The 22,073-nt window shown below is 42.4% G+C and carries 21 protein-coding genes; 11 read left to right on the top strand and 10 right to left on the bottom strand.

Annotated features, from left to right (window positions below; genetic code table 11):
- Positions 1-89: 89 nt before the first annotated feature.
- Positions 90-251, bottom strand: coding sequence for a Y-family DNA polymerase (locus tag P6574_RS21545; RefSeq protein ID WP_310622396.1), 162 nt, complete (start codon positions 249-251; stop codon positions 90-92).
- 49 nt (positions 252-300) lie between these two features.
- Between P6574_RS21545 and P6574_RS21540 the strand changes: the two genes are divergently transcribed.
- Positions 301-606 carry a hypothetical protein gene (locus tag P6574_RS21540; RefSeq protein WP_310622395.1) on the top strand — a complete coding sequence of 102 codons (306 nt, stop codon included), beginning with the start codon at positions 301-303 and terminating at the stop codon, positions 604-606.
- A 162-nt stretch (positions 607-768) separates the two neighbouring features.
- Complete coding sequence (locus tag P6574_RS21535; RefSeq protein ID WP_310622394.1) at positions 769-1,395, top strand: hypothetical protein; 627 nt, start codon at positions 769-771, stop codon at positions 1,393-1,395.
- On the opposite strand, the gene P6574_RS21530 is transcribed toward P6574_RS21535, so the two are convergent.
- Together P6574_RS21530 and P6574_RS21525 are read right to left on the bottom strand one after the other, a co-directional pair.
- Entirely contained in the window at positions 1,355-1,867 is a 513-nt protein-coding gene (locus P6574_RS21530; RefSeq protein WP_310622393.1) for a hypothetical protein, read from the bottom strand. The two genes, P6574_RS21535 and P6574_RS21530, sit on opposite strands and share 41 nt — an antisense overlap.
- A complete protein-coding gene (locus tag P6574_RS21525) occupies positions 1,860-2,702 on the bottom strand; it encodes a nucleotide-binding protein (RefSeq protein WP_310622392.1) in 843 nt (280 codons plus the stop codon). The genes P6574_RS21530 and P6574_RS21525 overlap by 8 nt, the downstream gene beginning before the upstream one ends.
- 128 nt (positions 2,703-2,830) lie before the next feature.
- On the opposite strand from P6574_RS21525, the gene P6574_RS21520 reads away from it, so the two are divergent.
- Positions 2,831-3,676 (top strand): hypothetical protein, encoded by an 846-nt coding sequence (locus P6574_RS21520; protein ID WP_310622391.1) that lies wholly within the window; start codon positions 2,831-2,833, stop codon positions 3,674-3,676.
- A gap of 113 nt (positions 3,677-3,789) precedes the next feature.
- Here P6574_RS21520 and P6574_RS21515 read toward each other — a convergent pair whose 3' ends face one another.
- The 6 genes from P6574_RS21515 to P6574_RS21490 form a co-directional block, all read right to left on the bottom strand.
- Complete coding sequence (locus tag P6574_RS21515) at positions 3,790-4,860, bottom strand: pentapeptide repeat-containing protein (RefSeq protein ID WP_310622390.1); 1,071 nt, start codon at positions 4,858-4,860, stop codon at positions 3,790-3,792.
- Between the two features lie 89 nt (positions 4,861-4,949).
- Positions 4,950-6,500: a UvrD-helicase domain-containing protein gene (locus P6574_RS21510; RefSeq protein ID WP_310622389.1), complete on the bottom strand. Its 1,551-nt coding sequence runs from the start codon at positions 6,498-6,500 to the stop codon at positions 4,950-4,952.
- The gene (locus tag P6574_RS21505) at positions 6,500-9,454 is read right to left on the bottom strand and encodes an ATP-binding protein (protein ID WP_310622388.1); all 2,955 of its coding nucleotides are present in this window, start codon (positions 9,452-9,454) and stop codon (positions 6,500-6,502) included. The genes P6574_RS21510 and P6574_RS21505 overlap by 1 nt, the downstream gene beginning before the upstream one ends.
- Positions 9,455-9,594: 140 nt before the next feature.
- Positions 9,595-11,883, bottom strand: coding sequence for an ATP-dependent DNA helicase (locus P6574_RS21500; protein ID WP_310622387.1), 2,289 nt, complete (start codon positions 11,881-11,883; stop codon positions 9,595-9,597).
- A 266-nt stretch (positions 11,884-12,149) separates the two neighbouring features.
- The gene (locus P6574_RS21495) at positions 12,150-12,839 is read right to left on the bottom strand and encodes a prepilin peptidase (protein WP_310622386.1); all 690 of its coding nucleotides are present in this window, start codon (positions 12,837-12,839) and stop codon (positions 12,150-12,152) included.
- The gene (locus tag P6574_RS21490) at positions 12,820-13,599 is read right to left on the bottom strand and encodes a hypothetical protein (RefSeq protein WP_310622385.1); all 780 of its coding nucleotides are present in this window, start codon (positions 13,597-13,599) and stop codon (positions 12,820-12,822) included. Before P6574_RS21490 ends, P6574_RS21495 begins: the two co-directional genes overlap by 20 nt.
- Before the next feature lie 141 nt (positions 13,600-13,740).
- Between P6574_RS21490 and P6574_RS21485 the strand changes: the two genes are divergently transcribed.
- The gene (locus P6574_RS21485) at positions 13,741-14,232 is read left to right on the top strand and encodes a hypothetical protein (RefSeq protein WP_310622384.1); all 492 of its coding nucleotides are present in this window, start codon (positions 13,741-13,743) and stop codon (positions 14,230-14,232) included.
- 38 nt (positions 14,233-14,270) lie between these two features.
- On the opposite strand, the gene P6574_RS21480 is transcribed toward P6574_RS21485, so the two are convergent.
- Positions 14,271-14,471 (bottom strand): hypothetical protein, encoded by a 201-nt coding sequence (locus P6574_RS21480; RefSeq protein ID WP_310622383.1) that lies wholly within the window; start codon positions 14,469-14,471, stop codon positions 14,271-14,273.
- A gap of 95 nt (positions 14,472-14,566) precedes the next feature.
- Here P6574_RS21480 and P6574_RS21475 point away from each other — a divergent pair, with 95 nt between their 5' ends.
- The 7 genes from P6574_RS21475 to P6574_RS21445 all read left to right on the top strand — a co-directional run bounded on the left by P6574_RS21475 (position 14,567) and on the right by P6574_RS21445 (position 21,902).
- Complete coding sequence (locus P6574_RS21475; RefSeq protein WP_310622382.1) at positions 14,567-15,019, top strand: hypothetical protein; 453 nt, start codon at positions 14,567-14,569, stop codon at positions 15,017-15,019.
- 11 nt (positions 15,020-15,030) lie between these two features.
- On the top strand, positions 15,031-15,516 hold the full coding sequence (locus P6574_RS21470) for a hypothetical protein (RefSeq protein WP_310622381.1): 486 nt from the start codon (positions 15,031-15,033) through the stop codon (positions 15,514-15,516).
- The gene (locus P6574_RS21465; RefSeq protein ID WP_310622380.1) at positions 15,513-16,364 is read left to right on the top strand and encodes a hypothetical protein; all 852 of its coding nucleotides are present in this window, start codon (positions 15,513-15,515) and stop codon (positions 16,362-16,364) included. Before P6574_RS21470 ends, P6574_RS21465 begins: the two co-directional genes overlap by 4 nt.
- Before the next feature lie 71 nt (positions 16,365-16,435).
- A complete protein-coding gene (locus tag P6574_RS21460) occupies positions 16,436-17,278 on the top strand; it encodes a hypothetical protein (RefSeq protein WP_310622379.1) in 843 nt (280 codons plus the stop codon).
- Positions 17,279-17,288: 10 nt separating this feature from the next.
- Positions 17,289-18,437 (top strand): hypothetical protein, encoded by a 1,149-nt coding sequence (locus tag P6574_RS21455; RefSeq protein ID WP_310622378.1) that lies wholly within the window; start codon positions 17,289-17,291, stop codon positions 18,435-18,437.
- Between the two features lie 8 nt (positions 18,438-18,445).
- The gene (locus P6574_RS21450) at positions 18,446-20,026 is read left to right on the top strand and encodes a hypothetical protein (protein WP_310622377.1); all 1,581 of its coding nucleotides are present in this window, start codon (positions 18,446-18,448) and stop codon (positions 20,024-20,026) included.
- A 190-nt stretch (positions 20,027-20,216) separates the two neighbouring features.
- Positions 20,217-21,902, top strand: coding sequence for a DNA topoisomerase (locus P6574_RS21445; RefSeq protein ID WP_310622376.1), 1,686 nt, complete (start codon positions 20,217-20,219; stop codon positions 21,900-21,902).
- The last annotated feature ends 171 nt before the right edge of the window (positions 21,903-22,073 follow it).

Below are 22,073 nucleotides of genomic sequence, written 5' to 3'. Positions count from 1 at the left end.
ATTCAAAGACTTATTTTAAATTCATGATATTAATTGGTATTATATAACAGCATACTAAGTATAAGAATTTTGCAGATTATAGATGCTTTCTAATGGGCCTTTGCCTCATAGGAAGCTGCAACAACACAGCCGCTTTCAGCCTCCACTGCGGTGATAGCTACCGGCTTTCCTCTCAAGAGTGGGTCTAAATGTTGTTCAACGCTACTGAAAAATGCATCCATGTCGATGTACATGGTTCTAATCGGAGCCATTGTCGTTTTGCCTATTGCAATCAAAAATTAATGTTCCTACTTTGTTCTTATGGTAGATCGAAAAACGCAACTTGGCAACGTCGCATTCGGTGGAGACTGGGCAGAGGCTCTCATTGATGAACATGAGATACATGCGGTCTTGGTTACACTCCGACATGCAGCAAAAATTTGTACTCAAGAGGACCCGCGTAGTCAGGCCTTGTCAGACGCACTGGTGTTTGTTGAGGGTAAAGTCGAAAAAGGCGCGATGTTGCGGCATGGGTTTGAAAGGGCGTTGTCAAGCCCCCTGCCCCATATCCGGCAATCCGAAACCAATAGGTATTTGAGGATCATAGAAGCCTGGTGTGGTCAATAGTTTCGCCAGAAACTGCAAAACTTGTGAGCTAATCTGGGACTTTAAGGCTAATGGGAATCTACATATTCTATGCAATGGTGCCTTTCTTACTCACTCACGAATTCCGTCCGTGCGCGCCCCCCCATGGTAAAAAGTAAGTTATTTAATGTAAATGAGGTCCAGATGCCATTGCCGCAATTTGATGAACTTCCATTTAACTCAAGACCAGATCTTACGCCGTATTTACTACACTTAACCAAGAACACGAATAAAGATGATGACTATTCAGCTTTTGATAACCTCATATCAATCTTGAAAACGGGGGTTATTTGGGGAAGCAGCAGGAAGAAAGGTTTTGTCAAGGGAAGCCGAAAGGCAACTTGCTTTATGGATGTACCATTCTCATCTCTAAAGTACGTCCTCACACCAGAGAATACGGATCCCAGCAAACCACGTTATGAACCCTATGGCGTAGCAATTACAAAGAAGTATGCGTACAAAAATGGCGTCCGGCCGGTGCTCTATCTCTCCGATGAAGAACTTGAGATCTTTAATGTACCACGCGATGAACTGTGGAGAGTGGTTCGGTTTCAAGTTAACAATACTGGCTGGGTGAGTTGGCTTCACGAGCGGGAGTGGCGTAGGCCCGATAAATTCATCCTTCCCAACACTATACAAGCGGCCTTTGTTAAGAACACTCGTGAAGCTTCAAATCTCACACAACTTCTCTTGGAACACTCTCAAAGCTTCAAGTGTAAGCCTCTATCAGTCATCCCAATGAGTGTTCTTTGCCAAGGTTTTTTAAAATAAACAGATGGTGCCGATAGAGATATCTCATCATGTCAAAAGTAGACAATGCGACAGCCCCTATTGGAAAAATTAGAATTTCCCCAAGGTAAGAGCGACTTGAGCATACAATTATGCTGAAAACAAACATCAGAATTACGTTCGACCATAACAAGTCTTCAACCATGTTAATCGTGTTTGCTCTCAGCAGTCGCCACACTGCAGTCCCGATAAAGAGCACTGTGGCGCTAAGAATATAAGTTCGGCTATCCAGCATACAGAAGGAAGCAATAAAATAAAATGTGACAGATAGACACCAGATCACAGGTCCAATATGAGCCAGACCTTTTAGCTGTGAGTGCTGAGACTTCCCTTCGTTCTCTGTCTGGTCAGATAGATCTTTCAACCGAAGATCAGGATACTTGGCCCGAACAAAATCTTCAAAATCACGCCACTCTTTATCATCAATGAACTGAAGTTGGGTTCTATCAGACATTCAATGCAGTTGCTCTAAGCCGGGCTTCATTCTGATGAAATGATTTGTTGAAATCAAGAAGTGGAGCAATAGCGTTCTGGGTTTCTGTCAGCCATTTCAGGAGTAGTTTCAGATTTTGAAACAAAAGAAGTGGTTCCATATCCAATTCTTTTGCAAGCTCGCTGGCAGTTGACTTCTTATACTTGTCGATAAGTTTGAACAGGCTTATTTGCTCGCTGCTACACATTCGGAATAGTGAACTTCTACAATAGGGGAGTTTTAAAAGTCTGAGCTCGTTTTCTTCCGCCAGCCTGTTCAATTCAACAAGGTCTACATTTTTCTTAAATGGTTCATACGATGAATTTGAGTCAGTATGGTTCAATATGACAAAATAGTTCGCATTCTTCCCTAGGGCTCTTTTTGCTGATTTATAGGCTTCTAAGGCGGAATTAATGGCTTGATCATCAGGGGTGGTACAGGCGGCAAACCGAAATGAAATTCCAACCTCCTGTGCAAAGTCATCTAAGTCAAAGTGTTCGATCCAATTTAGAATTGGAGAAGTAACATTTGCCCCTAAATCCGTTAAGGAAGATGCTAGAGACCAGTGCTTGAAAACCGGGTTAAAGTACTGCTCTAAACTCTCTGGAGTACCAAATTTTGGTGTTGGGTCCATACTCAAATTAATACGTTGCTGACCTAACGCTGCAGACAATTTCCTTTGTCTGTCAATCTCAACAATCTGGAGCCGAACATTATTACGATCAAAGGCGTTGGCCAGGAGCTCTGCAATAGTAGACTTTCCAACCCCTCCTTTATCGGATCCAATGATAGTTGATAAAAACCTAGCATTTGTCATACAAAAACCTACTCTTCTATTTTACCTATTATTAGATAAATTGTAGCCTTAGTCTCTATATCAATATAGGATAAAAGTGATAATTTCCATTAATTATTATGGATAAAAGTTATTGTATGGGAAGGTGCATGTCTGAATATAAATTGCCCAAATGCTATGGTGCAGTATCTGTATTTGATGCAGATACTGTGCTGCATGTTTATACGCCCTATGAGTTCGTAGCCTTTCGCCAGTACCTCAATAAAACTCTTAGTGCAAAATGGAATTCCCGGCGAAAGTGTTGGGAGGTTCCAAAGAGAAACCTGAACGAGACAATGGGTAAGTTGGAAAAGGCGCTGGAATGTTTAGCACCTCAAGGTTGGCTCCAGTTTTTGGCCAGATGTGAGGGCTTAGTCAACTGCCTAACCACCTCGTTTGATATGATCCTCGGTACGGGTGGTGCAAAGGTTAAACTGCCCAATGATCACCCTATCCGGTGGAAATTTAAGCAAGCATTTAATGTGAAGTATAGTGGTACTTCGGGGGCAGACTTACTCCTTTTACCTACTGACGCAAAGCTGCCCCTTTTCCAAAGAGCCGTTAAGGAAATTATCGCGTTGGACTTCGAAAAAGCTAATGGAGCTTTAGATGTATATGCCAACAGACTTATTACTGGAACATGTGTTATTGATGCGGACTTGTGGGAAAAGTATGGCCTCAAGCACGAAAGTACAACATTTGTAACCCCCACGTTTCTCAAATATGTAGATCCGTTTGTGAAACCGGGTTCATTGAAAATGTGGCCACTGCATGTCTCCCTTTTGATGCCAAATAAAGAAGGGTATAATCTAACCCTTCAGTATTTAGAGGCTGAGGTTGCATTAAGAGAACTAGCTCAGCTGAACGCAAAACATAAAGCCCGTACACTCTTACTTCGACCCGAACATGCACACGGGGAATGGGCGATTGGTCTGGACAAATACATTCTTCCCTGACGTACACAACATAAATTACGAGGAGATAAGGAATGGGAACCAACGTGGTAAGTACACGGATGAGTATAAGGCTGGAGCTGCCATTTGTGTACGCAAACGGCAGTTCCTATAAATCAAGAGTATCCTAGACTATTACCCTTCTTTGTGGCCCGACCTTCAAAGTCTGATGGGCCTCTTTCAGGGACATTGAATAGTGTTCGTTTTGTACCTTTGGCATACTCCAATATATTGGAGAGTACGCGCTTGCCAATATGATCTTTGGTGTTATTGGTGTATGCAGAGTTGTCTTCTAAGTGGGATGAAATTCTCTTAATTTCATGAGTAAGGCTTGTAACCAATTCAATTCTGGATTTGGCTCCGAGTTGTTCTTTCATTAAGGTAACTTCATCGTCAGCTAGTGCCATTACCTCTTCTTGTATCTCTGGTATCGATACTTCCAACAGGCGGCTTTCTGGAACAACGCCCCGGTCCACTAGCCATTTCAAGTTAACAAGATCAGTTCTCACTTCTTCAAAGTATGCATCACTACACTCAAATCCATGCGGACTGATATAGTGCATTTTTGCTCCTACAAAAGACGACCGACCAGTTGCCTTGGCATCACGTAGTATACAGCTTTCCATATTGGCTCCTGGAAAGTCGCTCTCGTGAAGGTGAGCTTTGTTAAAGTTTGAAGAATTAAGATCTGAGTTGAGAAAGATCCCTTCTTGGATCTTAGCCCTTTGCCATTTACTATGCGGAAGAATAGCATTTGATAAATTACATCGGTTCAGCTCAGAAGCTCCAAAGTCAGCATTCAGCATATTTGCTTTAGTAAAGGTCGAGTTTTCAACCTTTGAGGCAGCAAAAGAGATATTGTCAGCCTGCACATCGTGGAACATTACATGCTTTACGTGTGCTCGTGTAAAGTCGGCTCCTTTGAGGTTCGCGCCACTAAATGCACATGCATTCAGATCGCTGTTTTGAAACTTAGCCCCTTCCAAATTTGCATAAGTAAAATCAATTCCAGTAAGGTTCTTCTCTGATAAGTTAACTCCTGCTAGATCCGCCATTTTAAGATCAGTTTCATCGGCGATGAGGTGGCTGACAAATTCATCCAAATTTCGAGCCATGCCCTCATACATAAGATTACAATGAATGTCCTTAACTTGAACAGTCTGCAGCTTGTCAATCAATTGTTCCATATTAGGCTATCCTTCAAACGAGTGTAAGTCAGCTTTTCATGACACTTTGCAAGGATCAAATGCCATTCTGGTGGTTACTTCAAAATATGCTAGGCTGTCCTGAGATCATAATTATCCTGTTCCAATAGGTAGAGGTCTCTAACCACTGTCCGAAGGGCATCTGAACTTTCAAAGAAGACGATTTCACAGGCCTGTGCTGTCGTTCCAATCTCTCTATAAAGGATTCTTCGTAGCTCACTTAGAGACTTGTTCTCTGCCCCTAGCAAAATGGTTTTATTTTTAAACTTTCGTTTTGAGATACCATGTTGGCTCACGTTTAAGAAACCTTCTTGGGAGCACAGAGTATTAATAGTCTGGAATATCTCCATATAGTCTATGTGTGGAAGTAGAGTATGCGTAATATGGTTGACTATTTGAGACCATGCGTTGCCTTTATGGCTTGCTCTAAAGCAACGATCAATGAAGGATATTTTAGAACCTGCTGTACATAGTATTTCGGTAATAGATTTATTTAGACTAGCTTGAGGACTAACCGCTTCATCAAAAGGACGAATAACCTCATACATTGCCTGGCTCGCATATGAGTTCCAAAGGCTCATGGAAGGATCTTTTGGCTGTAAATTTATACTATTATCCAAAAGAATTTGTAGTTCAGAATAACTATCCTTATCAAAGCACATGACATGGTCTTCATGTTCTGAAGGGCTTAACGAATTAAGTTTTTCCAACATGTAAGAGGCTTGATCCGTCTGGGATGGAACAAGTGTAAGAGTGAGTTTTCCTTTGAACGCTTCCAGTGAAGATCGGAGCGCATGTATACTTGACTTATCTTCTCCAGTTGGATCTTCATAGGGAACTCGAGAATGATGGGAAGCCCCGTCAATCCTTAAATAATCAGAGGACGGCAAAAGTTCTCTGTAAGCTGAATTTTGATGAGAGCTGAAACCATCCCCAATGAGAACAACTGTTACACCGCTGTCGCTTAAGGCTCGTAGAAATTTAATTTCCACTTCCCCTAGATGATGTGCGTCATCAAGTATGACCGTGCTAAACTCAGCTAAGATAATATTTTGTACCGACTGATCTGATCTTAGTTTCTTGGTGAAAATCCGAAGTGCATCAGCGTAGTCTATTAGATGATGACTATCGATTAAATTTTCATAGTCCGTATAAAGGCTTGCACAAACTCGGTAAAACTCCGCAGCGCTTTGGTTATCCAATACGCAATCACTCACAGGAGCGGCCACTGCACTCACATCATTTTTTCGCCACTCTGAAATAACCTTGCAGGCTTCGGTGACAGTGAGGAAACAAGTTGTTGAGTTATCATTCAACAAATAACTTGGGATTTTCCTCTCATCTAAATAGCGCGTGAGTGGGCTGTACCCGAGCAGGCGTGCGTGCTTGTAGAACAGGTGTCTCAAGGGCTCTTCTAAGCTATAGCATATTTTCCTATGGTCACAGACCAACTCCTTGTCGGGTGAAACAACAAGAGAACTTGTCTGATGACTGCTTGATAATATTTGTGAGGCTTCATTGAAAAACTCGATAGATGTCGAGTGAACCATACTATCAATGATTAAAAATTGTCCTTTGTAGACGTTCTTAAGAATAGAAATTGCTTCCTGATATGTTGTCATTACCTGCACATCTCCTCTACTAACCCTTCAATAATTCCAGCATCAAGCTCTTCATCCAAAGATTCCGATTGATCCATATAGGCGACTTTTCGTTTTTCGATTTCTGGTTTGGCTGACCCTCCTGGAAATCTTTTCGCCAATCGATTGCGGGCTTCTTGGGGACCTAGTTTACTGTACAGTATATCGCGCAGGGCAGTATCTTCAGCCGTAGTCGAGAATGCCCAGAGCTCGGTAGGCCCCAAGGTGTTATATAAAAGATGCTCTTCGGAGCCCTTTTTGGTATCCAGCATGAGCAGCAAAGGCGCACCTCCTTTTCTTGGGCCGGTCAGTTTATTTCGCAAAATTTTTAGGGCAGTGTTGGATAGTTTGAACCGTTTTTGTGCATCTTCAAGGTCAGCTTCATCTCCGGTCCCTAATATCCAGCGGGCAGTTGACTGTCGTATTATGTTGTCGTCAAAGTCCCCAAGTAACTGACTTGAGAGGGCAATTTGAATTCCATATTTACGCCCTTCGCGGATGTCTACAGCCACCTGGTCTCTGACTGATTTCGCATTTGCTGTTCGGTGGAATTCATCAAAGACAAGGCGCTTTGGGGTCTCTTTCATGCGCCGCATACGTCTTTCATGATAGGTACGATAAAGACGTGGTATTGTTGGCAATAATTGAAGATCCATGTGAAAGTCTCTTGCCACAGCAGAGCGAGCCAACATGTACATCAAGTTTGTCTGTTTGTCTGCTGCAGGTCCCCCTCGAGGCGCAACCATATCAATATCAAGGGAAATAATTCGGGCCGTACTAACATCAAAAACAGTGGGATGCGAAATTATTGGTAGAGCACGAATTGACGTTGAGATCATACGCTTACAGGCATCAAGAACGGTCTCGCCCGTTTTTGTTTTGGCAGACCGGTGAATGTCTGTCACTGCGCCTTCTTGTAAGATTGACATTACATCTTCAAGAATGGGTACGGCATACCTTTGTGCCACAGAAGCCTTATGGAATTCGTTCTTGGAAAACAAGGCATCAACAACATCCCACCAGGTGGTTTTATTGCCATGCTCAAGCTTTATATTATGCTGATCCAGCGTATAATCTACGACTGGGTTTGCGCCTTTGATATAACGCTTTGGCTGACCGTGGGTGTTTGGATTGTCATCATACTTTATATATAGCTCATCAATGACTGTTGACATGGCCTCACCTAGACCTTGTGGTGGATTGGTTTCACCTGCCTCTGTCCCAAGTGTCGTAAGAAAGTTTTGAATGAAACTTTTTTCAGCCGGAAATGGATGACGGCATCCAAGCTGCGTATCGAATGGATTAATAGAAAACTTCGGGGTCATTTGGAGGCGGTGATATGCCACTTCATGTTGACGGTTAGCTGGAAGACTTTCTTTAAGCAAAGATATTAGTCCAGAAGAAGATGGACCGATATCTATGATTGAAATTCTTGGGAGTTCAGCCTTTCCAGATCCAGCAACAGCAGAGGCACTCAAACTAAGAGAGAGATTTAAGGCATTGAGAAGAACAGATTTTCCCCTGCCAGGTGGTGCTACGAAAAGATCGATGAAGGCATTTTGAACAGACGTACCAGGTTCATAAGGCCAAGGCCGCCCATCAGAGGTACGAAATAAAACAGAGCCTTTTTCAAAAGGAGAGGCATCACGGCCCCATGGAAGTAGTTCAACTATATCCTCTAGGGGAGCGACACCTGATGGAGCCGTATCTCCCATATGCAATCCGATATTAGTTGACATGGTTGTACCAATTGGATCACCCGAATAAGAGCTTACTTGCATGTAGCCCCAGCCTTCAACGGCTCTTTGAAGGCGGGCAAGGCGAGTTTCAATTTCTTTAATATTTCCTACCTGAACAACTGGTGCCCACGTGGTAAAAGAAACACGTAGTTTGGCAAGAACGGTACCGTCTTTGTGAGCTGCATCTAATTCCTCGACAGCCGTTCTGATCTGGCTATTGTAGGAGTTAGAAAACTGAAAAAGAGAAGCTAGCGTTGACTTAACGTTAAGAATGGTCATGTCTGCAGCTTCTAACTTAAATGACATTCGCCATGGAATATCTCCAAGATCAATCAAGCGGTGCAGCAAATTACTAAAAGGTTTGACATCTTGGGGACCAACTATCATGTCAAGGGACCCAAAATACTGGGATCCTATTCTAACTATTGAACTGTTGATTTGCTCAGCTTCGCGGTCAAATAATTGAGGTTCAATGCGTGGCCACAACAAGTAAGATATATCATCATCAGGATTAAAGGGCGTGCGGCGTGGGATAGGGTCACCTGGCAACGTCGGTAGCCAGGATGAGCCTTGCATATTCGGGTGAATGGACCACTTCATGGCTTTTAATGCATCGCGGCAATCAAGAAGTTTGGCACTCATTCCAGCAGATGAGAGGTCCTGTATAAAAGAACTAACAAAAGACGTGTGGCGTTCCTTTAAAAGGCTTCCGACAAGAAATGTCTTTTGGGCGTCTCGCATATGAGGGATAATTTTGGGATGGGCGAGGTCTTTTTTCGCGGTTTCGCGTTCATTTTTAGGAAGTACCGATAAACGTGTCCACAACCCCACATAAATGTTTTCAAGGGTTATGTATTTGGGAAGATTTTGTTTCCGCTCCTCAAAAAGGTCTTCCAAGCTCAATCCCAAGCGTTGTGCAACCCGCTCTGGAGACTGCAAAATATCGCTCACTAACTGGCTTGAATGATCTTGATCTCTTGAGAAAAAGAACTGTAGTCCATGCCCAGGCTCTGCTAAAAATGGTTTCCACGAATTTGCAATATCTTCAACGATTTTGTTTAGCTCATCCCGACCTACGACTTTCCGGCTTCCAGCAATTTTAGCAATTGACATGTAAGAGCCGTCAATGCAGACAAACACGCCCTCAGCTGAGGGCGTTTCCAAGTCGCAATATCGAGATAAGTTCTTTTTTGTCATTGCGCTGAACGCAATCATTATCTGAGACCATAATCCTGTGATTGACATCCTAACCTCGCTTTCACCTAAAATGGTCATGACCGAAAAAAGGATAATATTCAACTAAAAATGGCACAGCTTTATGCGTAAAGTATCCTAAATTAATTTGGTCGGTTTTGGAAACATTCTTGCCTTGCCTCAGTGGGAGGTGGCGGAGTTATATCTTTCATGATCTTTGGAACTGAAAGGCGTGCAAACTCTTGGAGTCTCGTTAACCTTTTATTTGAATTGTCAACCTTTACACTGCGTTCAAGTGCTTTTGGGTCACCCACAACAATGAGATACCTCTCAGCACGTGTCCAGCCTGTATAAGTTAGGGTTCGTTCCAACATCTTCTCATGCTCGGGACATGAAACCAATACGACAGCAGGATATTGAGAGCCTTGAGATTTATGATTTGTAATTGCAAAGGCCGGTAAAAATTTTCTGATAGAGGTGGTGGGGAAAGCAATCTCTTCTCCGCTATCAAACTTCACCTTAAAGGACCCAGCACGTCCTGTTCCTGATGATGAAATCAATGTACCCACATCCCCGTTCATTACTCCTAGCTCAGTCTCATTTTCTGACAGCATGACCCGGTCACCAACATGGATCATTATCTTTTCGTTCATGGAGCCAATGAAGGTTTGTCCAACTGGTTTACCATTGGGATTGAACGCACGGTGCAAACTCTCGTTAAGCTCCTTTGTCCCTCCAACACCTGGTGCTTGTGGAGACAACACAGCAATATCCTTGTGCAGGTCAATACCAGTTAACGAACAGAGTTCCTTTAGAATTTCAGGAAGTTCTGATGCAATCCGAACCGAGGGTATCGCTACTGCCGCAACACCGTTTCCAAGTGAATTTGACATTTTAGGGACCTTTCCTGATTGCAAAAGTCTTGCCCCCTTTGCAATTCCTGAATTGTTCCCACTGCGATAGACTTTGCGAAGTTCGTTAGTTTCAATACCGGATTGAATGAGGTCTCCAAGAACGTAGCCTGCCCCAACACTAGGAAGTTGGTGTTTATCTCCGACCAGTAAAACTTTCCCGGATGGGGGCATAGCACTCATCAGAGCGCTAAATATTTCTGCATCCAACATAGACGCTTCATCTACAATAACAAAGCAGCCATTAGGAAGCTTATTTTCCCTATGGAATTTGTAAGTTTTCTCCTCTCCACACAACTTTGCCCCGAGTGCATTGTGTACTGTTGTGGCCTCTTTTTTAGTTGTCTCCTTGAGGCGTCTTGCAGCCTTTCCTGTCGGCGCCATCAAGAGAATTGGGCCCGAGTTCACAGCTTCTGCAATTTCAACTATTGCTTCTGTTACAGTCGATTTACCAGTGCCTGGTCCGCCAGTCAGAATTGAGAATTTGGAAGCGGACGCATTGAATACCGCATCTTGTTGGATTTCATCAAAATGTGCATACTTATCAGAGTTTAGCACCGTACGGGCAATGTCTGTATGATCTTGATCTTTTTGGAAATCTTCCCCCCTTAAAAGGGAACCTACCATGGCCGCGGCGCTCTTTTCCCAAAGATAAGACTGCTTTCTTTGGAAGATTGGTTCCTCATTGACAAAATCAAAATTGATACTTCCATCTTCCTTACTTGTTTTCCGAATGAAGCGTTCGAGGTCTTGTGTGCTAATGCCAAATTTGGAAAAAGTAGATAGTTTAGGCTCAACATATGTGTATGTATTGCCCTCACACTCACTAAAGCTTGCGACTTCTTCAATCACTGCACGGACACGGCGCAGATCATTTTCATCTAGATCTAAAATATCTTGGGTTAACCTGTCAATTTTAGCAAAGGTAAAGCCATTGAACTTGGTTAGGCGGTACGGGTCACTCATGATTACATTTAGCGCGTCCCGACCAAATGCTTCAAGTACATTTAAAATTGCTGGTTCACGTACGCCTATCGCACTTAGTAGATCATTAGCAATTAATGGGGCTGTCACATTTGAAAATGCTACCCTTAGGGCCTGTGTTTTTGATGTATTCGATGTTGACAGATCCCCCAAGGCATGTGGATTTTCCAGTAAATGTGTTAACGATTGTTTCCCATACTTTTCGACAAACTCAACTATACTCTTCCAACTGACGGCATGCTTATTCCAATTTAATGTTTTAGAGAGAAAAAATTGGATACCCACCTCAGTAACTGGTTTTTCGGGTCGGCAGGACCGAAAAATGAATAGATCCCTTGTTCTTCCGTTATATATTTCCTCAGAGAATTGACCATTGAATTGGATGGCATCGCCAGCTTGCACTCCATTATAAAAAGGGCCCCGTACTTTCAAAGGGTGAAGTCCATTGTCTGTTTCATGCATTATGACGGCGATTCCGGTGCCGCGGGGTTTGGATGGATGGAAATAAAATTTATCAATCGTGCCGCGGATTATCATTCGGCAAAGCTCCTTACTCATTACATGAGTATTAAATTATTGACTTGACAGTTTCTCCCTAAAAAAACAAATTAGGATAATTGTTGACATGAATATAGGACGATCATAAGTTATGTAAAACATAACATCATATCTTCCCAGGATGATGAAATGTTCCTCATGAATTACTGCATTCATATGTTCTTATGCATCTGATCATGAAGCTAGAGGGGCGCTGCAGCGGTGCGCCCCTCTAATATATATATTGCTATATAGAAATTGAAGTCTCATACCTTCCAAAGAAACACACCTAATGTTGCCACCATGAAGCATGGTCCCATTGGTAAAATCCTTGTTTTGCTGGTCAAGTATTTTACAAGTCCAAATATGAGCGCAGATGTTATGAGAAGCACAAAAAGAGGAGCAATATTGTCTACACCAACCCAAGCACCACAGCCACAAGCAAGTGCGACATCCCCGCCTGAGTAATGGTCGTTGCGAGTGATTATACTATGAGCGGTAAATGCTATCCATAAAATGAAACCGGCATATATAGCTCCAAGAATACGAAGCTCCACGTTTAACTCCAAAGGAGAGTATAGTAACCCTCCAAATAGACACGCCCACGTTAGTGTCTCAGGAATTATGTATGATGTATAGTCGCATATTGAAATAAGTATAAGTATACTAATACATAATATATATATCCAATAATCATCTGAAGCACTTAATATTAAAAATAAAAAGTGATATAGAGATACTAGTATTAAAATTAGACAGAGTGTTGGGTAGTAAAGAATTGTATTATTTGTAGATACTTTTCTTCCCATTATTGGGAAAAATGGATAAATGATTAATGTGGTTAAAGACTGTGTTCCATCAAATACTTTTATTCGCTCAGCAACACGCTGTCCAATAATGGCAACCAGAACCGCCAGTATAAGTGTATATGTGTGGTCAGTTTCCAAAAGTTTCATCCAAAAAATCTGCGAGTGTAAGTGAAAGTTCAAACCGCTCTGCAACATCATCCAAAAGACAGTTGTCTTTATGGATCAGTTCCCGTAATGCCCCTGTGATGGCTGTCAAAAACAGGAGGGAATGACTAATTGAAAGTTTATTGACACGGTAGCCAATACATGAGTTTTCATCTGCAACAACGCTGTATGTGAAGCCACCTCTCCCATTGTTCACATCGGTTGCAGAACGCCATATATTTCGAGCTTCATTCAAAATATATGCTAAGAAAAAATCTGGATTTACTAAATCCTGGGCCAATATTTGCTGTTTGTTGAAAAAAACAGGCCTCCCCCCTGTTTCTGCGAGTGCAATTCGATTTAAGATTTGCTGACTCTTTACGGTAAGAGGTTTATAAGGGGGGTAATAATTAGGTAGTGACCCAAATTTTTTCAAAAGCACTCCCATGTGATTAGACCAGCTTCCCGCTAAGGCAATTGAATGCGAGGCATTCTTGAAAGCTTTACGAATATCCGCTCTTGCAATTGCTGGCGTCTCAATTGGTAGTGTAGCAACCTCAGTAAATACATTCAGGAAATAGCCTTCGTGGGTAAGGAGTTGGGACAACTCGATACCGGCAATATCTGCACCTGGAAGCTGAGAAAAAACACCAGCCCCTTGCTCTTGGTTGTATATTACCAAGTGACCACGAAACCATCCAAACCTGTATTCGGAGCCAAGGATAGCATTCAATGAATTATTCTTTTCAACAGAATGAATCATTCTTTCCCTGTCCATTTCAACCAGTATCTCAGATGTTTATATCTTCGTATGGATAATAATATTATTTCATGCAAGAGATTTGCGATAGAGTTTCTTTACATGTTCGAATACTGCTATACAACCTATTTATAGCTAATCATTATGCAGAATAAGGTAAAAAATAAGCCTATGTTAGAGGCGACAAACCACCCATATATAAACTGGCTCCTGCAACTTTGTTCGAATGGTGAAGTAACAATTGAAGGAACGGATGTATATTTGAGTTTATCAATGGCAAAGCGATTTGGCATTGGCGTTAGCCCCAGTAGTGTGGATTTATACTGCAACATAAAACTTCGGGAGACACTGAAGTCAGTAAACTGGACGAAGTCATCAGTTGTATATAACTTCAAGTGTAAAGACTGGTTACGTCTAATATGTAATAAATTTGGATCTGAAGATAGTTCAAAACGAAATAAAGTACAAACAAGTCTATGGATACCTGCTCAATTAGGTAGATTAGATCCTCTCTTAAATCTTGATGAACGCCAAGATATACTTAGACTGTACGCAATGAAAGTGATAGAAAATAGAGATCCACTTTTTAAATCAATGCCATTTGATGAACTTGATCTAACATTTGAAAAAATATAGGAAAGGGGGAGCAAATGTTTAGCCCCCACCAAACACAATTATCGCATTGGCGTCATTCTCAAAGCATGTCTTTGTTCTGACTTGCTCTCCATTGTGTTGGCCACTGGAATTTCAGGTGTAAAGGCAAGTGCAAAAGCATCAAGATTACGTGCGAATTTATTTTTCACATTCTGTGAAGGGTGCGGCATATCCATGTCTTCTATGGACTGACCTACCAATGAGAAAATTTGAGAAGGCATTATAAAACATCCTATCTTTGGTATGGTATAATTCGTTATTGACTGCAATAATACAGTACGAGATTTATCCTAAAGATTTTTGCAAGGATCAAGGTATGTTGAAACTGGACCCGGAGTCACTAAAACAATGGGCTGCATGTCTGCCCCCATATTTGGAGTTTTTCGGCCGTGACACCGACTCTTCTAAGGTAGCTTATACTATTGAAAATGCTATTAAAAATCTTGATAGTATTGATGAAGTTATTGACTACGTTTATCAAGAGGCAGGCAGTTTTATTGAGTTGGAAAGAGCAGGTAGAATACGGTTTCTTAGTTGGCTGGCAGATAGTGCGAAGCCATCTCCACCTGCAATCCCAATCATCGTTCTCTTGAAAAAGTTGCGCAACGGCGGTCCAGAGCAAAGAAAGCTTGCTGACTTATATGAGTTAGAGACGGACATGTTTCAAAATGTAGTTGGTCAACGAAAAATAAGAAATCTTGCGAATGTCAAAACGATTATAAATCTGTGCGATATATCTGCACAAACTATCCAAACAGAACTACGATAGTAGGATGATACATGAACCTTCTCAAATCTATGACAGCTCTGTGTGTTCTCTTTTCAGCATGTGCTAACACATATGCAAATGACGGGTGTGATCCATCTGTACAAGAAGCACTGGATAAGCAGAGGGAAGCCTATATTGTCGCCTCGGCTGGTGTGGCAGACCAAAACTTTTCTAAGCGGCCGTCTACATTTTCAAAATCAACATGCCTTGATGATCTAATGCTTAATGGTGGAACGGATATTCTATTTAAGCCACCAAGCCTAACGGATATACTTGGGCAGGTTACCCAGATGGCGTGTGATGAAGCAAATAAAATCTTGGAAGAGCTTACCAATATTTCTGACCTAGGAGATATTGCTAATGGGTCTTTAAATCCGGGTGAGCTCATACCAGGTGTCAATTTGGGTGATAGCTTAGGCTCCATCGAAATTGACACAAGTGGGTCTTCAAATGGATCGGGACAAATTATTTTTAGCCTAGGGGATCTGTTCCAATGAGGAACTTTAAAAAAATAGTCTGTTTAGGGACTTTTTTGCTGGGACAATCGCTTGCAGGTGCCAATGCCGGCAGTCTAATAAATTTGAACCCACTTTCAAATGATCAAACAGGCGCGGTCATTAAGCAGTTGTTCCGTTCCTACATTAGTGCACGGCCAGGAATTAAGGTATTGGCTGGGGCCCATGATTTAAATAATGATGGTGTTGCGGAACTTGTTGCACGTTTTGAGCATTCTAGCTCCTGCAAACAGGGCTATAAATCTTGCCGAACTGTAATTTTACGTCATGTCCCACAAGGGTGGCGCTTTGTTCTAGATCGGTTCTCTAAGACAATTGAAATTCATCGGATACAACATCAATCCTACGCTTCCTTAAAAACAGATGATGTCACATGGTATTGGGAAGGGAAGTCCTATAAACCAATGGTTACTGGCCGCGGTTCTGAAGTCAAATTTGAAAAAATTGATAGTGCGAAATCGCAAAGTTTGTCAGCTGCCTTTGGTGTAGGGGCTCGTAAACTGAATAAAAAAGATCCTATTTCTCTTTCCATTGCAGACCTACCTCAGTCCAGTGGGCGAATAAAGATCCTGTTGGCAAAAGGCGATGGGGTGTGTGGCAAACTTAACGGTTGCCCTATCAGGATAATTCATAGGTCGGAAGACAACAGATGGAAGACTATTCTTTCATCTAGTACATTTGGAAAAGTGCAGGTATCTGAAACCTTAAGGAATGGATTGCCTGATCTAACCTTAGAAACCAAACAAGGATATATAACACTGGGTTGGTCTGGAAATGGTTTCGGTATAGTCGATAGAGCTGAGGCTGTGAAGCCTAGGAGGAGAAGGTGAGGAAAACCGTAAGATTAGCCATAGCAGTTGGTTTTCTCATTGAAGGGACAATGTTGGCCTCTGCATATTCGGTGGAAGATGACTTTAGTAGGTTAACGGGCCTAGAAACTTCTAGATCAGAAATGAATAAAGTTTGGTCCCAATTGTCAACCATGGGCACCACTGCGTTCTCTGGCGGAAAAATTGGAAGTTTTCAACTGGATGAAGCCTCACTTCTTGCAGGTGCAATGTCCATTGGTGCTACTGAATTCGATAAATTTCTCAGAACGGGCTCATTGAGCTTTCCAAGTTCAGAACTGGGAAAGGAACTAAGTTCGATCATGTCCAATGCTGTGGGGTTGGACATCTCTGCTGTGGCGGGAAGATTTACAACTGGTGGCGGCTCAACAAATTTTGGGGATGGGTCCTATAGTCGAATTTCCAATAATCAAAGCCCTGCGACCCAAAACACCGACCCCAGTTGTGATCCAGGTGTTGCCCAACAACTGAGTGACTTGTCCCAAAAGCATGTTGATCAGATAGTTACTGCCGCACAGAGCTCTCAGGTTGGCTTTAGCAAGATATCGGCCATGAAAACGTCAAAGGGGTCAGGTTTTGCCGCAAATGGATGTTTAGATAAGCTGTTTACAATGCCAAGTATAGATGTGCTCTTCAAACCCCCGTCTATTACTAGTCTTGCCAATACGATGCAGAACTGGACTTGCAATGATGCTGTTACAGTTGCACAGCAAGTGGCTTCTAGCGCGCTACCTAATATGAGTGGGGCCGGTATTGGTGGATATGATCCATTTAAAGGTTTCGCTGCCCAGACTGGTTCTGCGGATCAACTTTTGAGTATTGCCAATTTGGACGTCCTTAAACCATCTGAATTAGCTGATGCCGTCTCATCCTTTAGTCTTTCGGATTTATTTTAGGAAAAGAACTATGAAATTGAATCTACGACATTTGGGCACATCATTTGCGGTATTCACAATGTTAACGGCTGTTGAGGCAAATGCCCACGGCGGTCTTCGCTGGGACCAGTATAAGAAACATGCTGAAGAAAGTGTGCGTGACAATATAAATGAAAATACAAACAATAAGGTACATGCCCTGCAGCTGGCAATAATGGAAACCCTACGCCTGGCCACAGGCCAACTATCTGGAAACCTGCGGGAGCAAACTGGTGCCGGGCACTCTCTTGCCGACCAGCAAGATGATAGGGCAACGGTGAAAGCTGTTGAACAGGCCAGACTTGATGCAATGCGTGATGCAGTCTCTGGAACAAAATCGTGTTCAATGATCACTGGATCTACCTCAGCTAGAGTTCTTCGAAATTCTGATGTAGTTAAGAAACAACTGGATGAAGAAATTGAAAAATTTATCCTTGGAGAAGACGGTGCCCCTTCAAGTAAAGGGGATAAGGTTGCCAAGGAGGTCCTTGTTGAAGTCCACTGTCTAAAATTTGCCAGTGAACAAGATGTTGCAAATGATGTCTGTCAAAAAGTTAGTGAAACACCAAACGCAGATATAAATGTTAAACAAACATTATTGCGCAAGAATGAAGATGGTACCTACGGTATCCCTCCGGAATATAAGGAGGCCGCTTTGGCCGCGTCCTTAAACCTATCTGCTTGGGAGGTCCTACCTCAAGTCTCAGGAGATGAGATAGCGCACTTTGATACTCTTGAGACCATTGCTGAGCGCAATAAAAAGGCAACTGCAATGTCTGTGTCCTCAGAAACCATATCTTATCTTATGTCACAAAGGATGCCATCTGGGGAGGGAAGTAAAAGTTCAGAATGGGCCGTGGGTGTCAGCCAAACTATGCCGGATATCTATAAGAACGCTTCGTTCGAAAAAGGCCTGTCACCGAAAGATTTTCTAGCACTTATCTCGCGCCAGTGGCTTTTAGATAAGAATGCAATGGCTGAAGCAGAAAAAAGTTCCGCAGCTGCCATTAAAGATATCCGTAATATCCTAGCAGTTATCGCCTATCAAAATTTCGAAAACCTTGAATATATGGAAAGAATTAGCCTGAATCTTGCAACGCAAACAGGCATGATGGTTCCTAATACATTTAAGGATAGATAGAGGTGACTATGTCGGACGTAGCATTGGATGAAGCTCAACAGGATAAAATTCCAGTATCAGACCCGGTTGGAATTGATGGGATGGAAAAGCATGACGACACTGAGTTTGTCATGGATGTGGCACCTGACGACGATTCAGCGGAATTAAGCCAGGTCCCAGATATAGAACCACAATCGAACGAGCTATCTGTCGAAAAACTCGAAAGCACGCACCCGAAAGAGCTTGAGGACGAAGAGGAGAAAAACCTAGATGAGGAACTCGAAGAACAACAATCTTTAGATCATGCCGGTGAGCAATCTGATCTATCTTCGGACAAAAATATTGGCGAAACCGAGGAGCATGAGCACGGTCAGGAAGGACAAGAACGTGTACTAAGCCTATCGGCATTTACGTCTGCTGCAGAAGAAGATCTTGATCAAGACAGTGACGTTGAGGTTATAGAGGAGAACCCCTTATCTAGGTTCTTTACTAAGGCAGAGGACGCACCTGCTCACAAAGAAAGTGATGTAACGCAAGAGAATATCAAAGTAAAACTTGGTGACTTTTCTAACTTTGGGGAGGAGGAGGAGGAACTAGAGGATACCGCTGGCATAAACGAATACCCAGAATCCAGTTTTGAAAGCTTAAAGAAAACTCTTCAAGAACAGAAAATCGAGTATGTTGATGATCTTGAAGAGAGTATGCAAAATAATAAGCAAGAGGTACGTTCTGAACGTAAAGATCCTGCCCAGCCACGAAAAATAGATACACAACATCAAAGTTCATATAGTGATGAACCTGTCGAAAGTCCGAGTTTAAAAACACCACTGCAATCAGAATTCGGGGATGGAATGGTCGCTGCCCCAATGAGTGGCGGATCTCCAAATCTAGGTTATCAAGCCAAAACATCGGCAACGAATATATTCGGTGCTGCGGGTGATCTTGTTACAGCAGCAACAGGGTTAGCAAAAAGTGGAACTGGTGCGGTTGCTCAGATAAGTAAGAGTTTAAGCAGTAGGATTGATCAGAAATCTAAAGCTTTTGGAAGAGAATACTCCCAACAATTGGCACGGGAGTACAATGAAACCGCTCAGGTTCTTGAAGCGATGAGCTCCGGAATTCATTCATTAAATAGTAATCGCAATGAAACCATCAAGAAACTTGCTGTCGAAGCTAATCTGCATGAAAAGGCAGCAGTCGAAGGTACAAGTCTAGGGGAGTACCTACAACAAGCCCTAAACTCACCAAAACATAGTGACCATGCTGCAGTCCAAGAAATACTGGCCAATGACGAAGTTATGAGAAAAACTTCGAAGGGCATAGAGTTTTTAGAGGCGATCAGAGGGTACACTGAAACTGTAAACCTTCAAAAAGATTACCTCGAGAAAAATGCTCCAGAGGATGACAAGATCACTGCTCTTAATAAAAGTGCCACTGAGCACATGGAGCAAGCGCAAAATAAGCTCAATGAACTAGAGGACCCACTCCTTGATAAAGGTAATGAAATGTCGAGTAAAGTCAGCATGGTATTGGAGAATCTTAGGAACCTACTTAAAAACATCGCCTCGGCTGTCGTGAGTAAATTCTCGCAGTCAGGCCATAAACAGTAGGACAAATATACGTTATTTATACATGAGAGGAGCTTAGACTCCTCTTTTACCTTAGTTATCTCTCCTTCCCTTCCCTTCCCTTCCCTTCCCTCCCCTCCCCTCCCCTCCCCTCCCCTTGCCGCCTTTGCGAATTTGTGTCTCGTTCAGTAGGGCAACTATCTTGAATATGAGGCACATAAGGAGTCATCAGATGAAGCTTGTGATCATTGAAGCGCCGGGAAAATGCAAACAAGTAAAAAAAGTATTTCAAGAGATCGGCTTTAACGCGAAAGTTATAGCAACCAGGGGACACTTATTTCACATCCCCCCTCCCCTCAAAGATTTACAAATCAATAGTGACTTTATTGAATATACACGTCAGCCAAAAAACAATGGCGTTTCGAAACGAATACAACAGGAAGCACTATCTGCGACCAAAGTTTACATTGCCACTGATGGTGATCAGGAAGGAGAAGTTATTGCATGGGATGTGTGGTCCCTTATTAGAAAGTTACCATGCAAGGTAATGAGAGTTCGATTTGATGGACTTGATAAGCACTCAGTTGAAAATGCTTTGTCTCAGGCTACTTGTATGGACGAAAGTAAGACATATCCAGGGCGAGTTAGATCCATTGTTGATAGATTAATTGGAAGTACCTTTTCAGGTAATGGAATAGCTGTGGGGCGTGTTGGGACAGGCCTTCTTTCATTGGTGTTCCGCCAGAGACCTGCCACAAAATACCTAAAACTTGTTGCTCCAGATAAACACAATCAGGCTCACTGGGTGACTGAAATTCCAATAAAAGGACCTATAACTGAGCAAATAGCAACGTCCCTATTAGAAATGAAGCTACCAGAACTTCACGTCACAAAATCACAAGTCCGATCCTCCAATGCGGTACCAAATATGAGTGATGTGATGATCGAAGCTGGCAATCAGTTGGACCTCTCTCCCATGGAAACCTCTAAGTGTATGCAGACACTTTATGAAGCAGGCCGGCTATCATATCCACGGGCTGGATCGCGTGGACTTTCAGCCTCAGCTCGTATTAAAATCGAAAGAATTTTGAACAACAGAGAGGCGATTATTGATACACGAATGATGGAGGAAAATGTTGAACCAACAGAACATGATGCCCCTCATCCATTAGTAACCGTAGATTACAACAAAGATCCATGTAAACTTAGCCAGGTTGATGCAGTTGAAGTCTTAATTTCTCGGGGAGTTATAAAGGCGGGTAAAAGAATAAAAATTGAGATGCATGATGGGCCATTATTTGCAGATCATGCACGTTCATATGGTTTTGGCGATGAAGTTTATGAAGTCCTAGCAAGTCTTAAATGGGGACGGGAAGTTTCGTCAAAGTACCCAGGAAGAAAAAGATGGGAAAAATCCAAAATCATTGATCGCAGATGTGACACTGTTCTGCTCGGACTTGCCATAAAGGAAGGATTGGGGAGGCCATCAACATGGGCGCATCACATAAATACTATATTTGAAAGAAACCTCTTAAACCAGGATCTAACTCTCACACCTAAGGGAACAATGTGGCTTAATAGGGCGCCAATGTCTTTAAAGAAACCAGGTTTTTCTAGAGATGTAGAGAAACAATTAAATGGCATTCACAACAGTTCCACCGACCTTTCAACTCATTGTGGGAACATTGTAAGGGAAATTGTGCATCAATGGGAGAATGATATCAAAGTACCAATATTAGAGAATACCAAAATGTACGGTTCAATTTCTTCACGTGAATTAGTATCAGAATTGGGTCATGAAACACATTTACCATTTGATTGCATACGACCAAAAAGCTCTGATTCTGATTTCAACTCAGAACTAGTGGATCATAGCAATAGCTCTTCAACTCACATTTCCCATTTGCCAAAGATATAGCTACTTACTCAGATCAACTTCTCTTCGGTTTATCTTATACTTGACAGCTGTCAAACTTAGATACGGCCCTCTTTTCATCGACTTGACAGCTGTCAAATTCTCTCCATTACCCGCAAATTACTGACTTGACAGCTGTCAAGTCAGTAAGTGTTTCGGTGTGATCTAGAACCA

The organism is Pseudovibrio sp. M1P-2-3 (assembly GCF_031501865.1).
Classification (GTDB): Bacteria; Pseudomonadota; Alphaproteobacteria; order Rhizobiales; family Stappiaceae; genus Pseudovibrio; species Pseudovibrio corallicola.
The sequence above is the reverse complement of the archived record's forward strand: the minus strand, read 5'-3'. Positions and strand labels throughout refer to the sequence as shown.

Coding starts and splice junctions, on each gene's coding strand:
- P6574_RS21545 (WP_310622396.1), bottom strand. CDS start 251: ATGGCTCCGATTAGAACCATGTACATCGACATGGATGCATTTTTCAGT.
- P6574_RS21540 (WP_310622395.1), top strand. CDS start 301: ATGGTAGATCGAAAAACGCAACTTGGCAACGTCGCATTCGGTGGAGAC.
- P6574_RS21535 (WP_310622394.1), top strand. CDS start 769: ATGCCATTGCCGCAATTTGATGAACTTCCATTTAACTCAAGACCAGAT.
- P6574_RS21530 (WP_310622393.1), bottom strand. CDS start 1,867: ATGTCTGATAGAACCCAACTTCAGTTCATTGATGATAAAGAGTGGCGT.
- P6574_RS21525 (WP_310622392.1), bottom strand. CDS start 2,702: ATGACAAATGCTAGGTTTTTATCAACTATCATTGGATCCGATAAAGGA.
- P6574_RS21520 (WP_310622391.1), top strand. CDS start 2,831: ATGTCTGAATATAAATTGCCCAAATGCTATGGTGCAGTATCTGTATTT.
- P6574_RS21515 (WP_310622390.1), bottom strand. CDS start 4,860: ATGGAACAATTGATTGACAAGCTGCAGACTGTTCAAGTTAAGGACATT.
- P6574_RS21510 (WP_310622389.1), bottom strand. CDS start 6,500: ATGACAACATATCAGGAAGCAATTTCTATTCTTAAGAACGTCTACAAA.
- P6574_RS21505 (WP_310622388.1), bottom strand. CDS start 9,454: ATGACAAAAAAGAACTTATCTCGATATTGCGACTTGGAAACGCCCTCA.
- P6574_RS21500 (WP_310622387.1), bottom strand. CDS start 11,883: ATGATAATCCGCGGCACGATTGATAAATTTTATTTCCATCCATCCAAA.
- P6574_RS21495 (WP_310622386.1), bottom strand. CDS start 12,839: ATGAAACTTTTGGAAACTGACCACACATATACACTTATACTGGCGGTT.
- P6574_RS21490 (WP_310622385.1), bottom strand. CDS start 13,599: ATGATTCATTCTGTTGAAAAGAATAATTCATTGAATGCTATCCTTGGC.
- P6574_RS21485 (WP_310622384.1), top strand. CDS start 13,741: ATGCAGAATAAGGTAAAAAATAAGCCTATGTTAGAGGCGACAAACCAC.
- P6574_RS21480 (WP_310622383.1), bottom strand. CDS start 14,471: ATGCCTTCTCAAATTTTCTCATTGGTAGGTCAGTCCATAGAAGACATG.
- P6574_RS21475 (WP_310622382.1), top strand. CDS start 14,567: ATGTTGAAACTGGACCCGGAGTCACTAAAACAATGGGCTGCATGTCTG.
- P6574_RS21470 (WP_310622381.1), top strand. CDS start 15,031: ATGAACCTTCTCAAATCTATGACAGCTCTGTGTGTTCTCTTTTCAGCA.
- P6574_RS21465 (WP_310622380.1), top strand. CDS start 15,513: ATGAGGAACTTTAAAAAAATAGTCTGTTTAGGGACTTTTTTGCTGGGA.
- P6574_RS21455 (WP_310622378.1), top strand. CDS start 17,289: ATGAAATTGAATCTACGACATTTGGGCACATCATTTGCGGTATTCACA.
- P6574_RS21450 (WP_310622377.1), top strand. CDS start 18,446: ATGTCGGACGTAGCATTGGATGAAGCTCAACAGGATAAAATTCCAGTA.
- P6574_RS21445 (WP_310622376.1), top strand. CDS start 20,217: ATGAAGCTTGTGATCATTGAAGCGCCGGGAAAATGCAAACAAGTAAAA.